13 protein-coding genes are annotated in these 15,166 nt (G+C 67.8%); 1 reads left to right on the forward strand and 12 read right to left on the reverse strand.

All coding sequences use genetic code 11. The features are described from left to right. Positions 1-11: 11 nt before the first annotated feature. The 8 genes from PMI12_RS08950 to PMI12_RS08985 all read right to left on the reverse strand — a co-directional run bounded on the left by PMI12_RS08950 (position 12) and on the right by PMI12_RS08985 (position 10,705). Positions 12-1,265, reverse strand: a complete 1,254-nt coding sequence (locus PMI12_RS08950; RefSeq protein ID WP_007831255.1) for an SDR family NAD(P)-dependent oxidoreductase — start codon at positions 1,263-1,265, stop codon at positions 12-14. After that, a complete protein-coding gene (locus PMI12_RS08955; protein WP_007831256.1) occupies positions 1,262-2,434 on the reverse strand; it encodes a thiolase family protein in 1,173 nt (390 codons plus the stop codon). The genes PMI12_RS08950 and PMI12_RS08955 overlap by 4 nt, the downstream gene beginning before the upstream one ends. Beyond that, complete coding sequence (locus PMI12_RS08960) at positions 2,431-4,056, reverse strand: AMP-binding protein (RefSeq protein ID WP_007831257.1); 1,626 nt, start codon at positions 4,054-4,056, stop codon at positions 2,431-2,433. Before PMI12_RS08960 ends, PMI12_RS08955 begins: the two co-directional genes overlap by 4 nt. A 7-nt stretch (positions 4,057-4,063) precedes the next feature. After that, positions 4,064-4,552: an aromatic-ring-hydroxylating dioxygenase subunit beta gene (locus tag PMI12_RS08965; protein ID WP_007831258.1), complete on the reverse strand. Its 489-nt coding sequence runs from the start codon at positions 4,550-4,552 to the stop codon at positions 4,064-4,066. Continuing rightward, the gene (locus tag PMI12_RS08970; protein WP_007831259.1) at positions 4,552-5,865 is read right to left on the reverse strand and encodes an aromatic ring-hydroxylating dioxygenase subunit alpha; all 1,314 of its coding nucleotides are present in this window, start codon (positions 5,863-5,865) and stop codon (positions 4,552-4,554) included. Before PMI12_RS08970 ends, PMI12_RS08965 begins: the two co-directional genes overlap by 1 nt. 16 nt (positions 5,866-5,881) lie before the next feature. Continuing rightward, entirely contained in the window at positions 5,882-6,874 is a 993-nt protein-coding gene (locus PMI12_RS08975) for a PDR/VanB family oxidoreductase (RefSeq protein ID WP_007831260.1), read from the reverse strand. Positions 6,875-6,890: 16 nt separating this feature from the next. Next, positions 6,891-8,375: an indolepyruvate oxidoreductase subunit beta family protein gene (locus PMI12_RS08980; RefSeq protein WP_007831261.1), complete on the reverse strand. Its 1,485-nt coding sequence runs from the start codon at positions 8,373-8,375 to the stop codon at positions 6,891-6,893. A gap of 137 nt (positions 8,376-8,512) precedes the next feature. Beyond that, entirely contained in the window at positions 8,513-10,705 is a 2,193-nt protein-coding gene (locus PMI12_RS08985) for a thiamine pyrophosphate-dependent enzyme (RefSeq protein WP_007831262.1), read from the reverse strand. A 145-nt stretch (positions 10,706-10,850) separates the two neighbouring features. On the opposite strand from PMI12_RS08985, the gene PMI12_RS08990 reads away from it, so the two are divergent. After that, complete coding sequence (locus tag PMI12_RS08990; RefSeq protein WP_007831268.1) at positions 10,851-11,333, forward strand: MarR family winged helix-turn-helix transcriptional regulator; 483 nt, start codon at positions 10,851-10,853, stop codon at positions 11,331-11,333. An 18-nt stretch (positions 11,334-11,351) separates the two neighbouring features. On the opposite strand, the gene PMI12_RS08995 is transcribed toward PMI12_RS08990, so the two are convergent. Genes PMI12_RS08995 through PMI12_RS09010 form a run of 4 tightly spaced genes read right to left on the reverse strand, consistent with a single transcriptional unit; the run spans position 11,352 to position 15,094 of the window. Then, positions 11,352-12,236 (reverse strand): quinone oxidoreductase family protein, encoded by an 885-nt coding sequence (locus PMI12_RS08995; protein ID WP_007831270.1) that lies wholly within the window; start codon positions 12,234-12,236, stop codon positions 11,352-11,354. Further along, positions 12,233-13,030 carry an alpha/beta fold hydrolase gene (locus PMI12_RS09000; protein WP_007831272.1) on the reverse strand — a complete coding sequence of 266 codons (798 nt, stop codon included), beginning with the start codon at positions 13,028-13,030 and terminating at the stop codon, positions 12,233-12,235. The genes PMI12_RS08995 and PMI12_RS09000 overlap by 4 nt, the downstream gene beginning before the upstream one ends. Next, positions 13,027-14,031, reverse strand: coding sequence for a 3-hydroxybutyryl-CoA dehydrogenase (locus PMI12_RS09005; RefSeq protein WP_007831273.1), 1,005 nt, complete (start codon positions 14,029-14,031; stop codon positions 13,027-13,029). The genes PMI12_RS09000 and PMI12_RS09005 overlap by 4 nt, the downstream gene beginning before the upstream one ends. Beyond that, positions 14,021-15,094 carry an NAD/NADP-dependent octopine/nopaline dehydrogenase family protein gene (locus PMI12_RS09010; RefSeq protein ID WP_007831275.1) on the reverse strand — a complete coding sequence of 358 codons (1,074 nt, stop codon included), beginning with the start codon at positions 15,092-15,094 and terminating at the stop codon, positions 14,021-14,023. Before PMI12_RS09010 ends, PMI12_RS09005 begins: the two co-directional genes overlap by 11 nt. Positions 15,095-15,166: the final 72 nt, after the last annotated feature.

Raw genomic sequence — 15,166 nt, forward strand, 5'->3', positions numbered from 1 at the left:
ATGTTCCTCGATCAGCCGCCCGCCGCGAGTTCGCGCTCGAGCACCTTGGGGTTGTCGCGCCAGCGTTCCAGCCACTCCTGCGCCACGTCGCCGGGGTAGACGTCTTCCACGCCGTCACGCAGCGCCTTCACGATGGCATTGGCCAGCGCGGTGGGTGCGAGCTTCGGTGGTGGCGTGTGCTGGTTCCATTCGTCGTCGATGGGCCCCGGGAACACATTGATCACGCGGATGCCGGCCGGCCGCATCTCGGCACGCAGGCACTGCGCAAGCGAATGCGCAGCGGCTTTCGACGCGCTGAAGGTGCCGTGCGGCGGGAAGTTGCTCAGCGCGTAGATCGACAGCAGGTTGACCCAGGCCGTGGCGCCCGTCGCGCCGTCGGCCGAGCGGCCCTTCAGCGCAGGGCCGAACTCCTGCGCCAGGCGCAGCAGGCCGAAGTAGTTGATGTCCATCTCGGCCTTGGCCACGTCGGTGCCGCGCCGCGCGCCGATGCCGAAGGTGCGGTGCACCTCCGCGTTGTTGATCACGATGTCGACCTTGCCGCCGATGGAGCCCGCGAGCTCGGTCACCTGCCGGCCGTTGGTCAGGTCCAGCGGCACCAGCGTGACTTGCGGCAGCGCCGAGATGTCGTCGAGCCCGTCGCCCATCTTCTTCCACGGCTCGGCATGGCCGACCCAGACGATGTCTGCGCCGGCCTTGACCAGCGCACGCACGATGGCCTGGCCGGTCTCGGTCTTGCCATCGGTCACCAGCGCCTTGCGGAACTTGGGGTCGCTGGTCATTTCTCGCAGCATCTTGTCGTCGGCCATATGGGCACTCCCTTCATTCGGAAAACCAATGAGAACGGCCTGTCCCGCGCGGTCGAGCCGGGCGCCGACACGCACGCGTTGCGGTGCATCGCCGACTTCGCCGTGCAGATGGACCATGAGCGTCGGGCCCGCATCCAGGTGCACCAGCCCCAGCCGCCAGGGCAGCCGCTCGCGGAAGAACAGGTCGTTGCTGTGGTGCAGCGTGGTGCTGCCGAGCAGTTCGCCCTCGCCGCTTTGCTGCCGCCAGCGCAGTGCGGCCGAAAGGCACTTGTGGCAGACCTCGCGCGGCGGGTACTGCACCGTGCCGCAGTCTTCGCAGGTCTGCAGTTCGAAGCGGCCTTCCGCGGCGGCGGCCGTGAGGCCGAGCGCCACACGGCCGCGCGCGCCGGGCGGCAGGTTCATCTGCCGGGTGCGCAGCACCGGGTTCTTGCGCGGGGGGCGCATCAGGGGCATCGTCATGCCGATCTCCCGAGAATGACGGCGCCTGTGCACAGGCAGCGGTCGTAAGTGACCATGCCGAAGCCGGCGACGAGGCCCAGCCGGGCGTTCGGCACAGCGCGTTGTCCGGCTTGGTCCGTGAGCTGCCGGATCGCCTCGACCATGCCGAGGAAGCCGCCCGCTGCACCGGCCTGCCCGGCCGAGAGCTGCCCCCCGCTCGTGTTGTTCGGAAAGCTGCCGTCGAAGGTCATGGTGTTGGCCTGCACGAAGGCCGGGCCCTCGCCCTTCTCGCAGAAGCCCAGATCCTCGAACTGCATCATCACGATGACGGGATAGTCGTCGTAGGTCTGCACGAAGTCGAGTTCCGCGGGCTGGACGCCGGCCTGCGCGTAGAGGTCGTCGCGGTCCATGCGCCAGCCGCCCTGCACCATCACCGGGTCTTCGGCATAGGCGTTATGGCGCTCGATGGCACCGCGGATCACCACGTGCGCCAGGCCCAGGTCGCGTGCGCGCTCCTCGCTCATCACGAGGAAGGCATCGGCGCCCGCACAGGGCATCACGCAGTCGAACAGGTGGATCGGGTCGGAGATGGGCCGCGCGGCCATGTACTCGTCGAGGGTCAGGCCCTTCTTGAACATCGCGTTCGGGTTGCCCAGCGCGTTGGTGCGCTGGTCCACGCAGATACGGCCGAAGTCCTCGCGCTTCGCGCCGTAGGTGCGCATGTAGTTGGCGGTGATGAACGCGAAGATCGAGTTCGGGCCGCCCGAGCCGTAGGGGTAGCTCGCGTCGCGCGCGAAGTTGCTGAAGCTGCCGAGCGTCTGGCGGAAGGAATCGACGTGGTTGGTGTCGGCGCCCACGCAGGCCACGATGTCGGCATCGCCCGCCTGCACCGCCCGCGCCGCGCGGCGCAGGCACATCACGCCCGAAGCACCGCCGGTGGGCACATGGTCGAGCCAGCGCGGCGACAGGCCCAGGTGCTGCGTGACGCCCACGGCCGTGTCGGGCGCGAGCGAAAAGCTGCTGAGGCACAGGCCGTCGATCTGTTCCTTGGCCACGCCGCTGGCCCGGACCAGCGCCTCGATGGCCTGGCCGATGAACCAGTGGGCGGTGCGCGTGGAGTAGCGCACATAGGGCACCGTGATGGGCACGGCCACCGCGACGCCTTCGTAGGAGAGCCGGCTGCGGGTCATGACTGCCTCTTCTTCATCGCGCGGGTGTCGATGCAGTGGCCCTGCCCCGGCAGCGACTTCGCCATCTCGCGCAATTGCCCGCGCTGGATCTTCTGCGACGGCGTGAGCGGCAGCGCATCGACGAATGCCACATAGCCGGGCGCCTTGTAGTACGCCAGCTGGTCCAGCGCATGCGCGACGATGCTGGCTGCGATCTGTTCACGCTGCGATGCGTCGGCGCCTTCGCGCATCACGATGCAGGCCAGCACCTCGTCGCCGCGCACCGCATCGGGTGTGGCGGCCACGGCCGAGGTCTTCACGGCCGGATGCTGGTTGAGCACACTCTCCACTTCAACCGCGGAGATGTTCTCGCCGCTGCGGCGAATCACGTTCTTCTTGCGGTCGACGAAGAAGAAGTTGCCTTCGGGGTCGCGCCGCACCAGGTCGCCGGTGTGGAACCAGCCGTCGGCCCAGGCTTGGCGCGTGGCTTCCTCGTCCTTCAGGTAGCCGGAGAAGAAGTAACGCTTCGGGTCGTCGCCGGCCGAACGCACGAGCAGTTCGCCCGGCGCATCGACGCCGACATCGTTGCCGTCTTCGCCCACGAGGCGGATCTCCACGAAGTCTTCCTGCCGTCCGAAGCAGCTGGTGCCCACGAGACGCGGTTCGCGGTTCGCCATGATGCAGGCGGCTGCGCCGGTCTCGGTCATGGCCCAGGCCTCGACCAGCGGGAAGCCGAAACGCTCTTCGAAAGGTGCGTGGTTCTTGCGGTCCACACCGGCGCCGAAGCCCCAGCGGATTGCATGCTCCCTGTCGGCCGCAGACGCGTTGGCCGACAGGAGCATCGCCGGCACCACGCCGAGGTAATGCACGATGGTCGCGCCGCTTTCGCGCGCGCTGGCCAGCCAGGTCTTCGGATGGAAACGGTCCAGCTGCACCAGGCACCCGCCCGCCACCAGCACCACCATGGTGGAGAACGCCATCGCGTTCATGTGGTTGAGGGGCAGCGGCGTGATGACGCGCTCGGCGTCGGGCCGGATGCTGCAGACACCGTCGAGCGCGGCGTACCACTCGCCGGCGCGCAGGAAGTAGGCATTGCTCAGGATGCAGCCCTTGGGGCGCCCGGTGGTGCCCGAGGTATAGAGCAGGCCGCATTCGGTGTCGACGCTGATGCGATCATGGGCTCGCGGTGCAATCGTCTTCGCACTGGGCACCGCGTCGTCGGGCCCCATCGTCTCGAAGGCCACACCGGCCTGCGCAGCCGCAGCGCGCAGGTCGCCGGCACGTTCAGGCAGCGTCACGGCCAGGCCGATTTCGCTGTGGCCGATCAAATAGATCAGTTCCGCCGAGCGCATCTCGGCGTTGATCGGCACCACGCTCACGCCCAGGGCGTTCAACGCGAACCAGTGGAAGAGGAATGCGGGACGGTTCTCCAGCAGCAGCCCGACACGGTGGCCGTGTCCGTACCCGGCTTGCGCATAGGCCGCGCGCAGACGCTCGACCTCGGCCGCGGCCTCGCCCCAGCGAATGACGCCGGCAGAAATACCGTAGGCGGCGGCCGTCACCGATTCGGTGAACAGGAACTCGGCCTGCGGCGTGCGCGCCGCGGTGGCCGCGAAGACTTGATGGACGGTGGCGTGTGTCATCGCGTCCCTAGATGAAAAGCTGCACGGCTGGCAGCGCCGCGTCGCAGTTGAGCAGGTTGACGCGCTTGAGCGCCATGCGCAGCGCGCCATCCTGCACCCTGAGATGATGGAAGAAGGTGCCGACGTAGAACTGCAATTCGTCGCCCTGCGACTCCGTGTAGTGGAACCCGGTGCGCACCACGTAGCGGTTCGCCTCGGCGTCGAATTGCTCGATCACCGGCATCTGCAGCAGATGATGGCAGCGGCTCGGCGGTTGCTGCGAAAAGGCACGCGGACTCTTGAGGCGCTCGATGCGCAGGTCGCGCAGCAGCTTGTCCTCGTAGAGGTGCGAGGTGTGGTTGAGGCCGTCTTCCTGGTCGGGAACCAGCGGCACCCAGTAGAAGGCATCGTCGGTGAAAAGCGCGTTCCACTCCTCGTAGCGGCGCGTGTCGAGCAGGTGTACTTCGTTCACGACGAAATCGATCAAGTCCTGGCGGGTGACTTCGATGCCGGTCATCACATGGTCTCCGTCATGCGCTGGACCCATGCGCGGTACTGGTTGCGCATCGGCAGCTCGTTGGTGCCGCCCGTGGTGATCTCTCCGCCCTTCAGCTCCGACGGGTCGTAGTTGCGATGCAGGCTCACCCACTCGTTGCCGCTCGCATGCAGGCCGGCCTGCATGCCGCGGTAGGCCTGCAGGTCGTCATGCCCCACCACCGAGAACGGCGAGTTGATGAGCCGGTTGTACATGGTGGTGCGCTGCAGCAGCTCGGGCGGCGCGCCCTTGAGGCGGAAGGTCCAGCTCTCGATCAGCGTCCTGTCGGCCGAGATCGGCTTGACCACGCGGATCGCCTGGATCGCGCCCTTGATCGTGAGGTTCGGGTAGTACACCGTGTTGTGGCGCGCCATGCCGAGGATCTGCGCGGTTTTTTCCTCGCCGTAGCGCGCCTTCATGGCGTCGTCATAGGCCGGGATCGCCTTGTACTTGCTGTGGATGCTGAAGTGCACACCCGTGAAGCTGTGGCCGTTGTCGTAGGTGCGGATGCCCATGTCCTCGAAGAACTTGTAGTCGGACATGAAAGGCACGAACTGCTCGACCGCCATGGGCTTGGGCTCATCGGCGGGCTTGTCGGCCCACATGCGCTTGGCGGTTCCGGCCGAGGATTCGTGCGCCACCATGGGGTGCATGGTGTCGTTGAGGTTCTCGACGAACATCTTCCAGTTGCACTGGTGCATGAAGCGCAGGCAGCCGCCCGCGATCTCGAGTTCGCCCTCGGGCGAACGGTCGGCCATGTTGTCGATGGAGCTCAGCGAGTCGCCGAAGTAGTCGTCGAAGTCCGGCCCGGCGTCGTTGATCTTCACGAAGATGAAGCCGCGGTGGCTGCGCACGTGCTTCAGCGTCGTCAGGCCCTTGACCGATTCGCACGCGTGCAGTTCGGTGTTCTCGTAGCCGGTCTTCAGCGGAATGGCCAGCAGCGAGCCGTCGGTCTTGAAGGTCCAGGCGTGGTACGGGCAGCGGAAGAACTTGCCGGTGTTGCCGCAGGGCCCATTGACGAGCCGCGAGCCCTTGTGGGCGCAGCGGTTCATCATGGCGCGCACGCTGCCGTCGGCGTGGCGCACGACGATCAGCGGGCGGCCGGCGATCTCGTTGCTGATCCAGTCGCCCGGCTTGAGCAGTTGGCTCTCGTGGCCGACATAGTTCCAGGTGTTGGCGAAGAAGTGCTCCTGCTCCAGCTCGAACAGTTCCTGGCTGGTGTACAGATCGCGGTGCACCTGGTCGTTGCGCACCAGCGCGCGGACGGCTTCAGGGTTGTCTCGGTATGAAGGCATGGTTCTCGTGGCTCCTTCAGAGGTCGAGCACCAGGCGCGCACCCTTGGCGCGCGAGATGCAGATCTGGATGACGTTGCCGGCCGCTTTCTCGCGGGCGGTGAGCACGTAGTCGCGATGCTCGATCTCGCCTTCGATGACGGGCACGGCGCACACGCCGCATTCGCCGCGCTTGCAGTCGAACATCGGGTCGCAGCCGTGCTCGATCAGGCAATCGAGGATGCTCTGGTCGGCCGGCACCGTGAAGCGCTGGCCCGACTGGGCGAGTTCCACCTCGAAGGGCTGGTCGCCCGCTTCCGCGACCGGCTCGGTGAAGAGTTCGAAGTGCACGCGGTCGTGCTCCCAGCCGCGCGCCTGGGTGCGGGCCAGCACGGCGTCCAGCATGAGCTTGGGGCCGCAGACGTAGAGGCGGTCGCCAGCGGGCACGCCGTCGAGCAGCGCGTCGATGTCGAGAGGCGCACCGGTTTCGGCATCGGCGTGCACGCGCAGGTCGTCGCCGAGCAGCGCCTGCAGCTCGGGCAGGAAGGCCATCAGCTCGCGGCTGCGGCCGGCGTAGTGCATGCGCACCGGCGCCTCTTCGGCGCGGCGGCGCGCGGCCATGGTGGCGAGCGGCGTGACGCCGATACCACCCGCCACCAGCACGGTGCCGCCGGGACCGGTGTGCAGCGGAAAGTCGTTCTTCGGCGCCTCGATGGCGACGGTATCGCCTTCTTTCAGCTGCTCGTGCATGAAGCGCGAGCCGCCACGGCCTTCGGCCTCCTTGCGCACGGCGATCACGTACTCGGTTGGTGCGTTGGTGGCGTTGCGCGCGGTCGCGAAGTTGATAAGCGAGTAATGGCGCCAGTCGGTCTTGCCATCGGGCAGCGACACCTGCACACGGATGTGGGAGCCGGCCGCGAAGCCTGGCAGCGCGCGGCCGTCTTCGGCGCGCAGGCGCAGCATGCGGATCAGCGGATTCAATGCCCGCGCTTCGACGACGCGCAGCGAGAGGATGGCGGAGGGTGCGGTCATCTTCGTTGTCTCTTCGTCAGGCCAGTGCGTGCAGCGCCAGTGCAGCCTGCAGCTTGTGGCCGTGTTCGTCGGCCAGTGCCGCGTCGCGCAGTTCGCGCAGCGTGGCCGGTGCCAGCCCCGCGCCGGCGCGCTCGACGGCACGCATCACGGTGTCGTAGTTGCGAACGCCGCGCTCGTGCGTGTCGCTGTAGCCCTTCACGAGCCGCTGGCACTGCGCGAGTTCGACGGCGAGCTCCGGGTTGCGCTGCGCAGTCGCGGCGATGCGCTGCAGCCATTCCTCGATGCGGCGGTTCTCTTCGGCATAGCGCATCGTCGACAGGCGCCAGCGCTTCATGGCTGCCACCGTGCGCAACATCAGGTAGCCGCGCAGCGAGCTGGTCCGGATCACGCGGCCGTGCTGCGTGAAGCGCTCGACGAGCTTCTTCGGCAGCGTCGAATCCATGAGCCAGCGGCCGATGCCACCCGGCAGCGTCTCGCAGATTTCCTGCAGGCGTGGGTGCATGTATTCGTTGATGGCCAGCACCTGGCCCGGCTGCACGCGCGCCTCGCCGCGCACGCGCTCGAAGCGGGTCGCGCGGGTCTTCAGGGCCGCGACGCGGGCGGTGTCTTCGTAGGACATCCAGAGCGCAAGATGGCGCGCGGTTTCACGCAGCAGCCGGTGGTCGCCGGCCGGCAAGGCCGCCATGCGGTCGAGGTACAGGCCGGCGTAGGCCGGGTCCTGGTAGTCGATAAGGCGGCGCACGCCTTCGAGCAGGAAGTCTTGCGCGGCAGCCGGAAAGTCACGCTGCACGCGCTCGACCAAGGCACGCACGGCCGGGTGGCGGGGTTGCGGTGCCGGCGTGGCGAGCGGGGCCTCTTTCACCGGCTCGCCGTCGTCGCCGCCCTGCGCGCGGGCGAATGCGGCACCGAAGGCCTTGAGGCTGGGCTTCACACCTACGCCGCCGCGTTCGATCGTCGCCTCGAACTGCGCACGGCTGAACGGCAGTACGCCTGATCCTGCCAACGCACCAAAGAGCACAGCGCTGATCACGCTGCCCGAAGCCTCGGCCGCCTGTGCCATGTCGAAGCGGATGAAGCGCTTGGCAGCCCGCGCCGTGTGCGCGAGCAACTGGTCGCTGTCGACGCGGCCGTCACCCAGCGCACTCTTCTCCGCGATCGAGAACACGCGGTGCGTGGAGGCGATCAGCGTGGTGCGGTCGTTCGTGACCAGCCCGCGCTGAACTGCGCGTCCGGCCTCCATAAGTTCCGACGCCAGCACCACGTCGACATCGCCCGGCAATGGCATCAATGCGAGCACGGGTCGGCCGCCGTCCGCCTCGGCCTGCGCGCTCGGATAGAGCTCGACGTAGTAGATGGTTGCGCCCGTGCGCTGCGCCACGCCTGGCACCGACGTGGTCTGCGCCACGTAGCCATTGGCCTCGCCCATGTCGACGATCCAGTCGGCCAGAACGCCGCCTCCCTCCCCGCCCATGGCGAGGATCGCGATCTTGATCGGGCTCATGGCTCCCCCCCAGTCTTGCTCACTTCGTGTAGCCGCCAACCCCCTACCGGGGACGATACCTGCGGCCCGGCAAAGCCGGTTCCGCGGCATCCCTGGCACTTCGACGCAATGTCTTCGCTTTGCATGGAGGGACTCATTCAGAAGGCATAGGCTTCACGGCGGCGAGCTTCGCCGCGCTGCAGCCAGCCGATGACGGCAGTGCGCACACGCTCGCGCAGCAGGTCCCAGCGGCTCGGGTTGCTCACGATCTGCGCCTTGTAGAACGAGGGGCACAACACGGCGGCGTGCGAAACCTCGCCGCACACGCCGCAACCCACGCAGCTGTCGAGCACGGTCGCGACCGGGTCGGTGCGCAGCGGATCGGGGTTGGGCTTGATCGACAGCGACGGGCAGCCCGACAAGCGGATGCACGAGTGGTCGCCGGTGCAGGTGTCGGCGTCGACGCCGAACTTCTCGCGCACCATGCGCTTGCCGTCGGCGATGGCCTTGCGTACCAGCGGCTTCTCGCGGCGTTGCTTGTTGAGCATGCATTCCGACTGGGCGATCAGCACTTTCGGGCCCCGGGTCTTGGTGGTGAGCGCTTCTTTCAGCGCATCGCGCATGCCGGCGACGTCGTAGGTTCGGCGCAATGTCTTGACCCACTCGACGCCCACGCCGCGCACGGCGCGCTCGATTTCGTGGCCGGTGCTGCGCGTCTTGTTGACGGCGTTCGACGAGAGGATGTCCTGCCCGCCCGTGGCCGAGGTGTAGTTGTTGTCGACGACGATGGTGAGGTTGTCGCTCTTGTTGAAGACCGCGTTCGCCACGCCGCTGGTAAGGCCGTTGTGCCAGAAGCCGCCGTCGCCCATCATCGAGATCGCGCGCTTGCCGGCCGGCGCGTTGAGCGCGGAAGCACCTGCGCCGCCGAGGCCGTAGCCCATGGTGGTGTTGCCGATGTTGAAGGGCGGCAGGATGGAGAACAGGTGGCAGCCGATGTCTGCGCTCACGTGGTGCGGGCCCAGTTCGCGCTCGACCAGCTTCATGGCGCTGAAGATGGGGCGCTCGGGGCAGCCGGTGCAGAAGCCCGGTGGACGGGCGTGGACCACTTCACCCAGCGCCGTGGACGGCGGTGCGGGCTCGGGCGCGGCATCGACGCCGATCGCTGCGACCTCCACCAGAGGGATCACCTTGCGCACGGGGGCGGGCACCGGCAGCGGCGCGAGCCGGTCGTAGCGCTCGCAGAAGCTGCGCGCGCCCTTCAGCAGTTCGGATGCGGTGTACTCGCCGGCCACGGGCAGCATGTCCTTGCCATGCAGCGCGGTGGTGGAGCCGGCCTGGCGCAGGATGGTCGCGAGGTTCTGCTCGACGAAGTTGGGCTGGCCCTCTTCCACGACCAGCACTGCGCGCTTGCCTTCGCAGAAGCGGATCACCTCGCTCTCGATGACCGGGTAGGCCACGTTCATCACGTAGAGCGGCACCTGGGTGTTGCCGTACACGTCGGCCAGGCCGAGCCGCTCGAGTGCGCGCAGCAGCGTGTTGTAGCTGCCGCCCTGCACGATGATGCCGATGTCGTCGGCGTCTTCGGAGAAGAATTCGTTGAGCTGGCGCTCCTCGATGAAGCGCACGGCCGCGGGCCAGCGGTCCCGCACCTTCTCCTGCTCGTGCACGAAGCTCGCGGGCGGCAGCACGATGCGGCCGACGTCGCGCTGCGGATTCTCGAGTGCGTCCTTGAGCGTGAACTTCGCGCGCTTGTTGTCGCCGGCGATGAAGTGGCCGTGCACATGGCAAGCGCGGATGCGCAGCTGCAGCATCACGGGCGTGTTGCTGGCTTCGGAGAGATCGAAGCCCTGCTTCACCGCATCGACGATGCTCGGCAGGTTGGGCCTCGGGTCGAGCAGCCAGATCTGCGACTTCATGGCGAACGCATGGCTGCGCTCCTGCATGATCGACGAGCCCTCGCCGTAGTCCTCGCCCACGATGATGAGCGCGCCGCCGGTCACGCCGCCCGACGCCAGGTTGGCCAACGCGTCGGAAGCCACGTTGGTGCCCACGGTGGCCTTGAAGGTGACGGCGCCGCGCAAGGGGTAGTTGACCGACGCCGCAAGCGTGGCGGCAGCAGTGGCTTCGCTTGCACTGTTCTCGAAGCGGATACCCTGCTCGGCAAGGATGTCCTGTGCGTCGGCCAGCACATCCATCAGATGCGAGATGGGCGCACCCTGGTAGCCCGCCACATAGGAAACTCCGGATTCGAGCAAGGCCTTGGTGACCGCCAGAATGCCCTCGCCACGAAAGACATCTCCGCCAGAAAGCCTCAGCTTCTTGACTTCTTCGACGAACGAACGCTCAGCCATTGGGGGTCCTTCTTCCTTCGCGTGGGAGGATGCGCTTCAGGTGCCACATCACGCTTCCTATAATGTTGACAAATGAATGTATCCACAATCATGAATTACCCTAGACATGCAAGCCGCGTGCCCGCGGCGACTGTGAGGTGCCTTCATGGCTGAACCAGATCCATCCACCGAATCGCATCGCTTCGTCGACGACTACCTGCCGGCGCTGCTGGCACAGGCCAGCCAATTGATTTCCTCGGAGTTCCACGAGGTTGCGCGGCAGCAGGGGTTCTCCGTGTCGGAGTGGCGCGTGATGGCATCGCTTGCGGGCAGCGAGCCGATCAGCATCGGCCAGCTCGCACAGGTGACTGTCACCAAGCAGCCGACGGTGACGCGGCTGCTCGACCGCATGGAAGCGCGCGGACAGGTCGAACGCCTGCCCCACGAAAGTGATCGCCGCATCACGCTGGTGCGCATCACGCGCAAGGGGCTGAAGGCGGTCGAGCATCTGATGGAACTCGCGCGCGACCACGAGCGGCGCGTGCTCGAACCCTTCGGGCTGCGGCGCGCCGAAGAGCTCAAGCAGACGCTGCGGCAGATGATCGACCTGCATGTGCACGTACCGGTCGAGGGGCCGGAAGAAGACTGAGTCTCCGCGCCTCGCTGGTCAAAGGCGAGGCACGAGAACAGCCCGTCCGCGGTGGCCGCGTTGCGCAATCCAGTCGAGCGCGCCGGCCGCATCGTCGAATGCGAAGAGCCGAACGTCCAGATGCAGGCGGCCGTCGCCCAGCCTTGCGAGCAACTCGGGGGCAGCGGCGCGGCCGGCCGATTCACGCCGGAACATATTGAGCGGCAGAAGCGCGACATCGCGTTGCAGGAAGTGTGCAATGTCCAGCTGCAGCGTCGGGCCGGCGGTGTAGCCGATCAGCACCGCGCGCCCACCGGGACGCACCGCGGGCAGGACTTTCGCAAGGACGTCGCCGCCGACGGTGTCGATGAGCAGGTCGGCGCTGGCCGCGGGCGGCGCTTCGGCATTCGCATCGACGGCCGTCGCTGCGCGGCCCAGGCTGCCTGCCAGCTGCATCACTAGCGAGCCGACGGCACCGCTCGCGCCGGTCACCAGCACCTGTTCACCGGGCCGCAGCTTCGCGACGTCGTGCAGCGCCACCCAGGCCGAGGTGCATGGGGAAAAGAACGCGGCACCCAGCGTCATCGGAACGCCGTCAGGCAAGAGTCCCAACGCTTCGTCGGGCGCATCGACAAGTTCGCACCAGGTGCCATCGAAGAGCGTGCCAAGTCCGCCACCGCGCAGCCACACGCGCTGGCCGACGTCGTAACGTTCGCTCGCGACGACGGTGCCCGCAGCCTCCACGCCGGGCGTGTAAGGCAACGGCGGATGCCGCAGGAAGCTGCCGCGCCACACGGTGCGGTCGATGTGGCCGACCGTCGCGGCTTCCATGCGCACGATGGTGCGGCCCGGCCTTGCGACGGGATCGGCCACCTCTTCCAGCACGGGGACTGCATCGAAGCCGTGGACGCGCACGGCCTTCATGGCAGCGTCGCCAGAAAGTCGAGTACCGTGCGCGCGAAGGTATCGGGCATCTGATCGGGCAGCGGCACCATGCCGCCTTCGATGTCGACGATGCGCGCGTGCGGCAAGTGATGCCGCAGCTGCGCCGCATGCGGCGCCGCGAACGGATCGTCGGTGGCGCGCACGATCAGCGTGGGGTGTGCGACAAGACCGATGCGTTCTTCCATGCGGTACGACGCGACGGCGCGATGGCCCTCTTCGACGCGTTCGACCTTCAACGCATCGCGCACGAAGGCTTCGAGCAGTTCGGGCCGCCCCGGTGGATAGAAGCTCTGGCGCTTCTGCCACAGCGCAGCGAGATGGGAGCCGTCTTCGCTTGGCGCGACTTCGTCGATGGGCGGGTGCTGCGCACGCACGCGGCGAAAAGCTTCGTCGGTGCAAGGCGTGGAAGACAGCACCAGGCTGCGCACGCGATCGGGAAACGCGGCTGCAAGCTCCACTGCCACGACGCCGCCGGTGTGGTGGCCCACCACGTCGGCCTGCGCGATGTTCAACACGTCCAGCAGTTCGCACGCCACGCGCGCCCATTGCCCGATGCTCGCGGGCACGCCGCCGTCCGCGGAGTCGCCGAAGCCGGCAGTGTCCATCGCAATGGCCCGGCGCTGCGCGCCGATCAACGGCAGCACGGCGCGGTACTCGGCCCAGCTGCGCGGCGACTGGTGCAGCAGCAGCACCACCGGCGCGCTGCGGTCGCCGCATTCCGCAAAGTGCACCTGCCCCACCGACAGGTCGGCAAAGGCGCGGCGGATGCTCATGGCAAGGTCTCGTCGGCCGGCGCGCGCCACAGGCCCGCGTGCCGCAGTTCGCCGAGCGTGCGCGAAAGCACGTCGCGCCGGTAGGCCGCGACGTCGCGGCCCGCGTAATCGTAGAAGCCGCTGCCGCTCTTGAGGCCGAGCCGCCCCTGCTCGACCATGCGCCCGACGATGGCCGGCGCGGTGTAGCGGCCGGCATCGAGCGAAGCCGACATCTCGCGGCTCGCGTGATGCAGGATGTCGCAGCCGCCGAAGTCGATGAACTCGACCACGCCAAGCGCGGCGAAGCGCAGGCCGAGGCCGTAGCGCGTGGCCTTGTCGATCTCCTCGGCTGTGGCGGAGCCCTCCTCGATCATTCGCGCGGCTTCGTTCATTACCAGCGCCTGCAGGCGCGGCACGATGTAGCCGGGCGACGCGCCGCAGACCACGGGCAGCTTGCCGATCTCTTCCATCAGCGCCTTGGTGCGCGCGAGCACGGTGGCGTCGGTGCCCGGATGGCAGCTGAGCTCCACCACCGGGATCACGTAGGCCGGGTTGAGCCAGTGCATGTTGAGGAAGCGCTCTGGCAGCCGCACGAGTGCGGCCAGCTGCGTCACGAGGATGCTGCTGGTGGTCGAGGTGAGGATGGCGTCGTCGCGGCAATGGCGGTTGAGATGCTCGAAAGCCTCGCGCTTGGCCTCCATGGTTTCGGGCACGCCTTCGAACACGAGTTCGGCGGCGGCGAGCACCTGCGGTGCGGCGGCAGCGTTGACGAATTCGATACGCGCGGCGACGCGTTCGACCTGCGAGGCATCGATCACGCCAAGCTGGGCGAGACCCGAAAGGCTGGCTTCGATCTCCGCCCTGGCCTCGTCGCGCAAACGACGCCACGCATCGTCGCTGCGCGGGCGCAGGTCGATCAGCGAGATGCGCCGGCCGGCATAGGCGAACGCGATGGCGATGCCGCGTCCCATGCGGCCCGCGCCGACGGCCGCGAAGCGCGGGAGCACGGCCTCATTCGCCATCGTGCAGCCTCTGCTTGAGTTGGGCGGCGCTCAGGCCGGCAAGGCCGAGGCTTTCGAAAGTGCGAGGCCCGCGCCGAAGGTCGCGGCCGAGAAAGCCGCCGACGATGGCCAGCAGGCCATGGGCGATGGGCGCATCGACGCCCGCATGGCGCGCGGCGGAAGCGAGGAAGGCGAGGCCGAGCTCGGTGTCCTCGGTGATGTAGCGGTGCGTGTGCAGGTCGATGTTCTCACGCCAGTCGCCCGACTTCACGAGCTGCTTGTGCGCGTCGCCGTACATCCACTGGTCGTTGTTGTAATGGTCGGCCAGCGGATAGTGCGGCGCGCCCTGCCCGAAGGCTTCGCGCACGGCGATGCGCTCCTGGTCGAGCCGGTCGGTCACATCGCGCACAGCGCGCTGCGTGCCTTCGTTGTGGATGTCCCAGCGCTCGAAGTGCTGCAGCGGCGCGGCGTTCATCACCATCAGCGGCGGATGGATGACGGGGCCGGCGTTCATCAATGCGCCCGAGAGCGCGTCGCCGCAGCCGTGCACGGCCGGGTAGGCCTTGCGGATCACCTCGATCGCGTCGGCTTCCTTGCGCGCCGGATAGACGCCGGTCGGCAGGCGGATGGCGCGGATGGTGACGTTCACCTCGCGTTCGCCGTGCTTGCGCGCGAGGTACGGCAAGGTGCCGGTCTCGGCCCAGGCGACGTCGGCGCGGCTGCCGGCCTCCTTCACCGTCCTCGCCATCACGTAGCTGCCGAAGGTGCCCGGCGGCAGGAACACGACTTGGCCATCGACCAGATGCGGCGCCATCGCGAGCGCGATGTCGTGCTGGGCGATGGCGGGCGTGGGAATGACGATCAGCTCGGCGCCCTTCAGGGCAGTGCCGATGTCGGCGGTCGCCAGCGCAATAGGCACCTCGCGGGTGCCTTCGGCGTCTTTCAGAGTGATCGCGCCGGCGCGGACGACGGGCTCCAGTGCGGCGGCATCGCGGCGCCACAGGCGCACCTCGTGGCCGGTTTCAGACAGGTCGGCGGCGGCCGCATAGGCGCCATGACCACCCCCAAGAATCGCAATTTTCATGTCGAAAGTCGAAAAGCAGGTGTCGATGAACCGGCGGCCGCAGGACGGACCCGGGGAAGCAATGCGCCATTA

The sequence above is a fragment of the Variovorax sp. CF313 genome, from assembly GCF_000282635.1.
Taxonomy (GTDB): domain Bacteria; phylum Pseudomonadota; class Gammaproteobacteria; order Burkholderiales; family Burkholderiaceae_C; genus Variovorax.

What these genes read in the sequence shown, in the direction of transcription:
- PMI12_RS08980 (WP_007831261.1), bottom strand. Translation starts at nt 8,375, where the DNA reads ATGAGCCCGATCAAGATCGCGATCCTCGCCATGGGCGGGGAGGGAGGC.
- PMI12_RS09005 (WP_007831273.1), bottom strand. Translation starts at nt 14,031, where the DNA reads ATGGCGAATGAGGCCGTGCTCCCGCGCTTCGCGGCCGTCGGCGCGGGC.
- PMI12_RS08985 (WP_007831262.1), bottom strand. Translation starts at nt 10,705, where the DNA reads ATGGCTGAGCGTTCGTTCGTCGAAGAAGTCAAGAAGCTGAGGCTTTCT.
- PMI12_RS08965 (WP_007831258.1), bottom strand. Translation starts at nt 4,552, where the DNA reads ATGACCGGCATCGAAGTCACCCGCCAGGACTTGATCGATTTCGTCGTG.
- PMI12_RS08950 (WP_007831255.1), bottom strand. Translation starts at nt 1,265, where the DNA reads ATGACGATGCCCCTGATGCGCCCCCCGCGCAAGAACCCGGTGCTGCGC.
- PMI12_RS08955 (WP_007831256.1), bottom strand. Translation starts at nt 2,434, where the DNA reads ATGACCCGCAGCCGGCTCTCCTACGAAGGCGTCGCGGTGGCCGTGCCC.
- PMI12_RS08960 (WP_007831257.1), bottom strand. Translation starts at nt 4,056, where the DNA reads ATGACACACGCCACCGTCCATCAAGTCTTCGCGGCCACCGCGGCGCGC.
- PMI12_RS09000 (WP_007831272.1), bottom strand. Translation starts at nt 13,030, where the DNA reads ATGAGCATCCGCCGCGCCTTTGCCGACCTGTCGGTGGGGCAGGTGCAC.
- PMI12_RS08995 (WP_007831270.1), bottom strand. Translation starts at nt 12,236, where the DNA reads ATGAAGGCCGTGCGCGTCCACGGCTTCGATGCAGTCCCCGTGCTGGAA.
- PMI12_RS09010 (WP_007831275.1), bottom strand. Translation starts at nt 15,094, where the DNA reads ATGAAAATTGCGATTCTTGGGGGTGGTCATGGCGCCTATGCGGCCGCC.
- PMI12_RS08970 (WP_007831259.1), bottom strand. Translation starts at nt 5,865, where the DNA reads ATGCCTTCATACCGAGACAACCCTGAAGCCGTCCGCGCGCTGGTGCGC.
- PMI12_RS08975 (WP_007831260.1), bottom strand. Translation starts at nt 6,874, where the DNA reads ATGACCGCACCCTCCGCCATCCTCTCGCTGCGCGTCGTCGAAGCGCGG.
- PMI12_RS08990 (WP_007831268.1), top strand. Translation starts at nt 10,851, where the DNA reads ATGGCTGAACCAGATCCATCCACCGAATCGCATCGCTTCGTCGACGAC.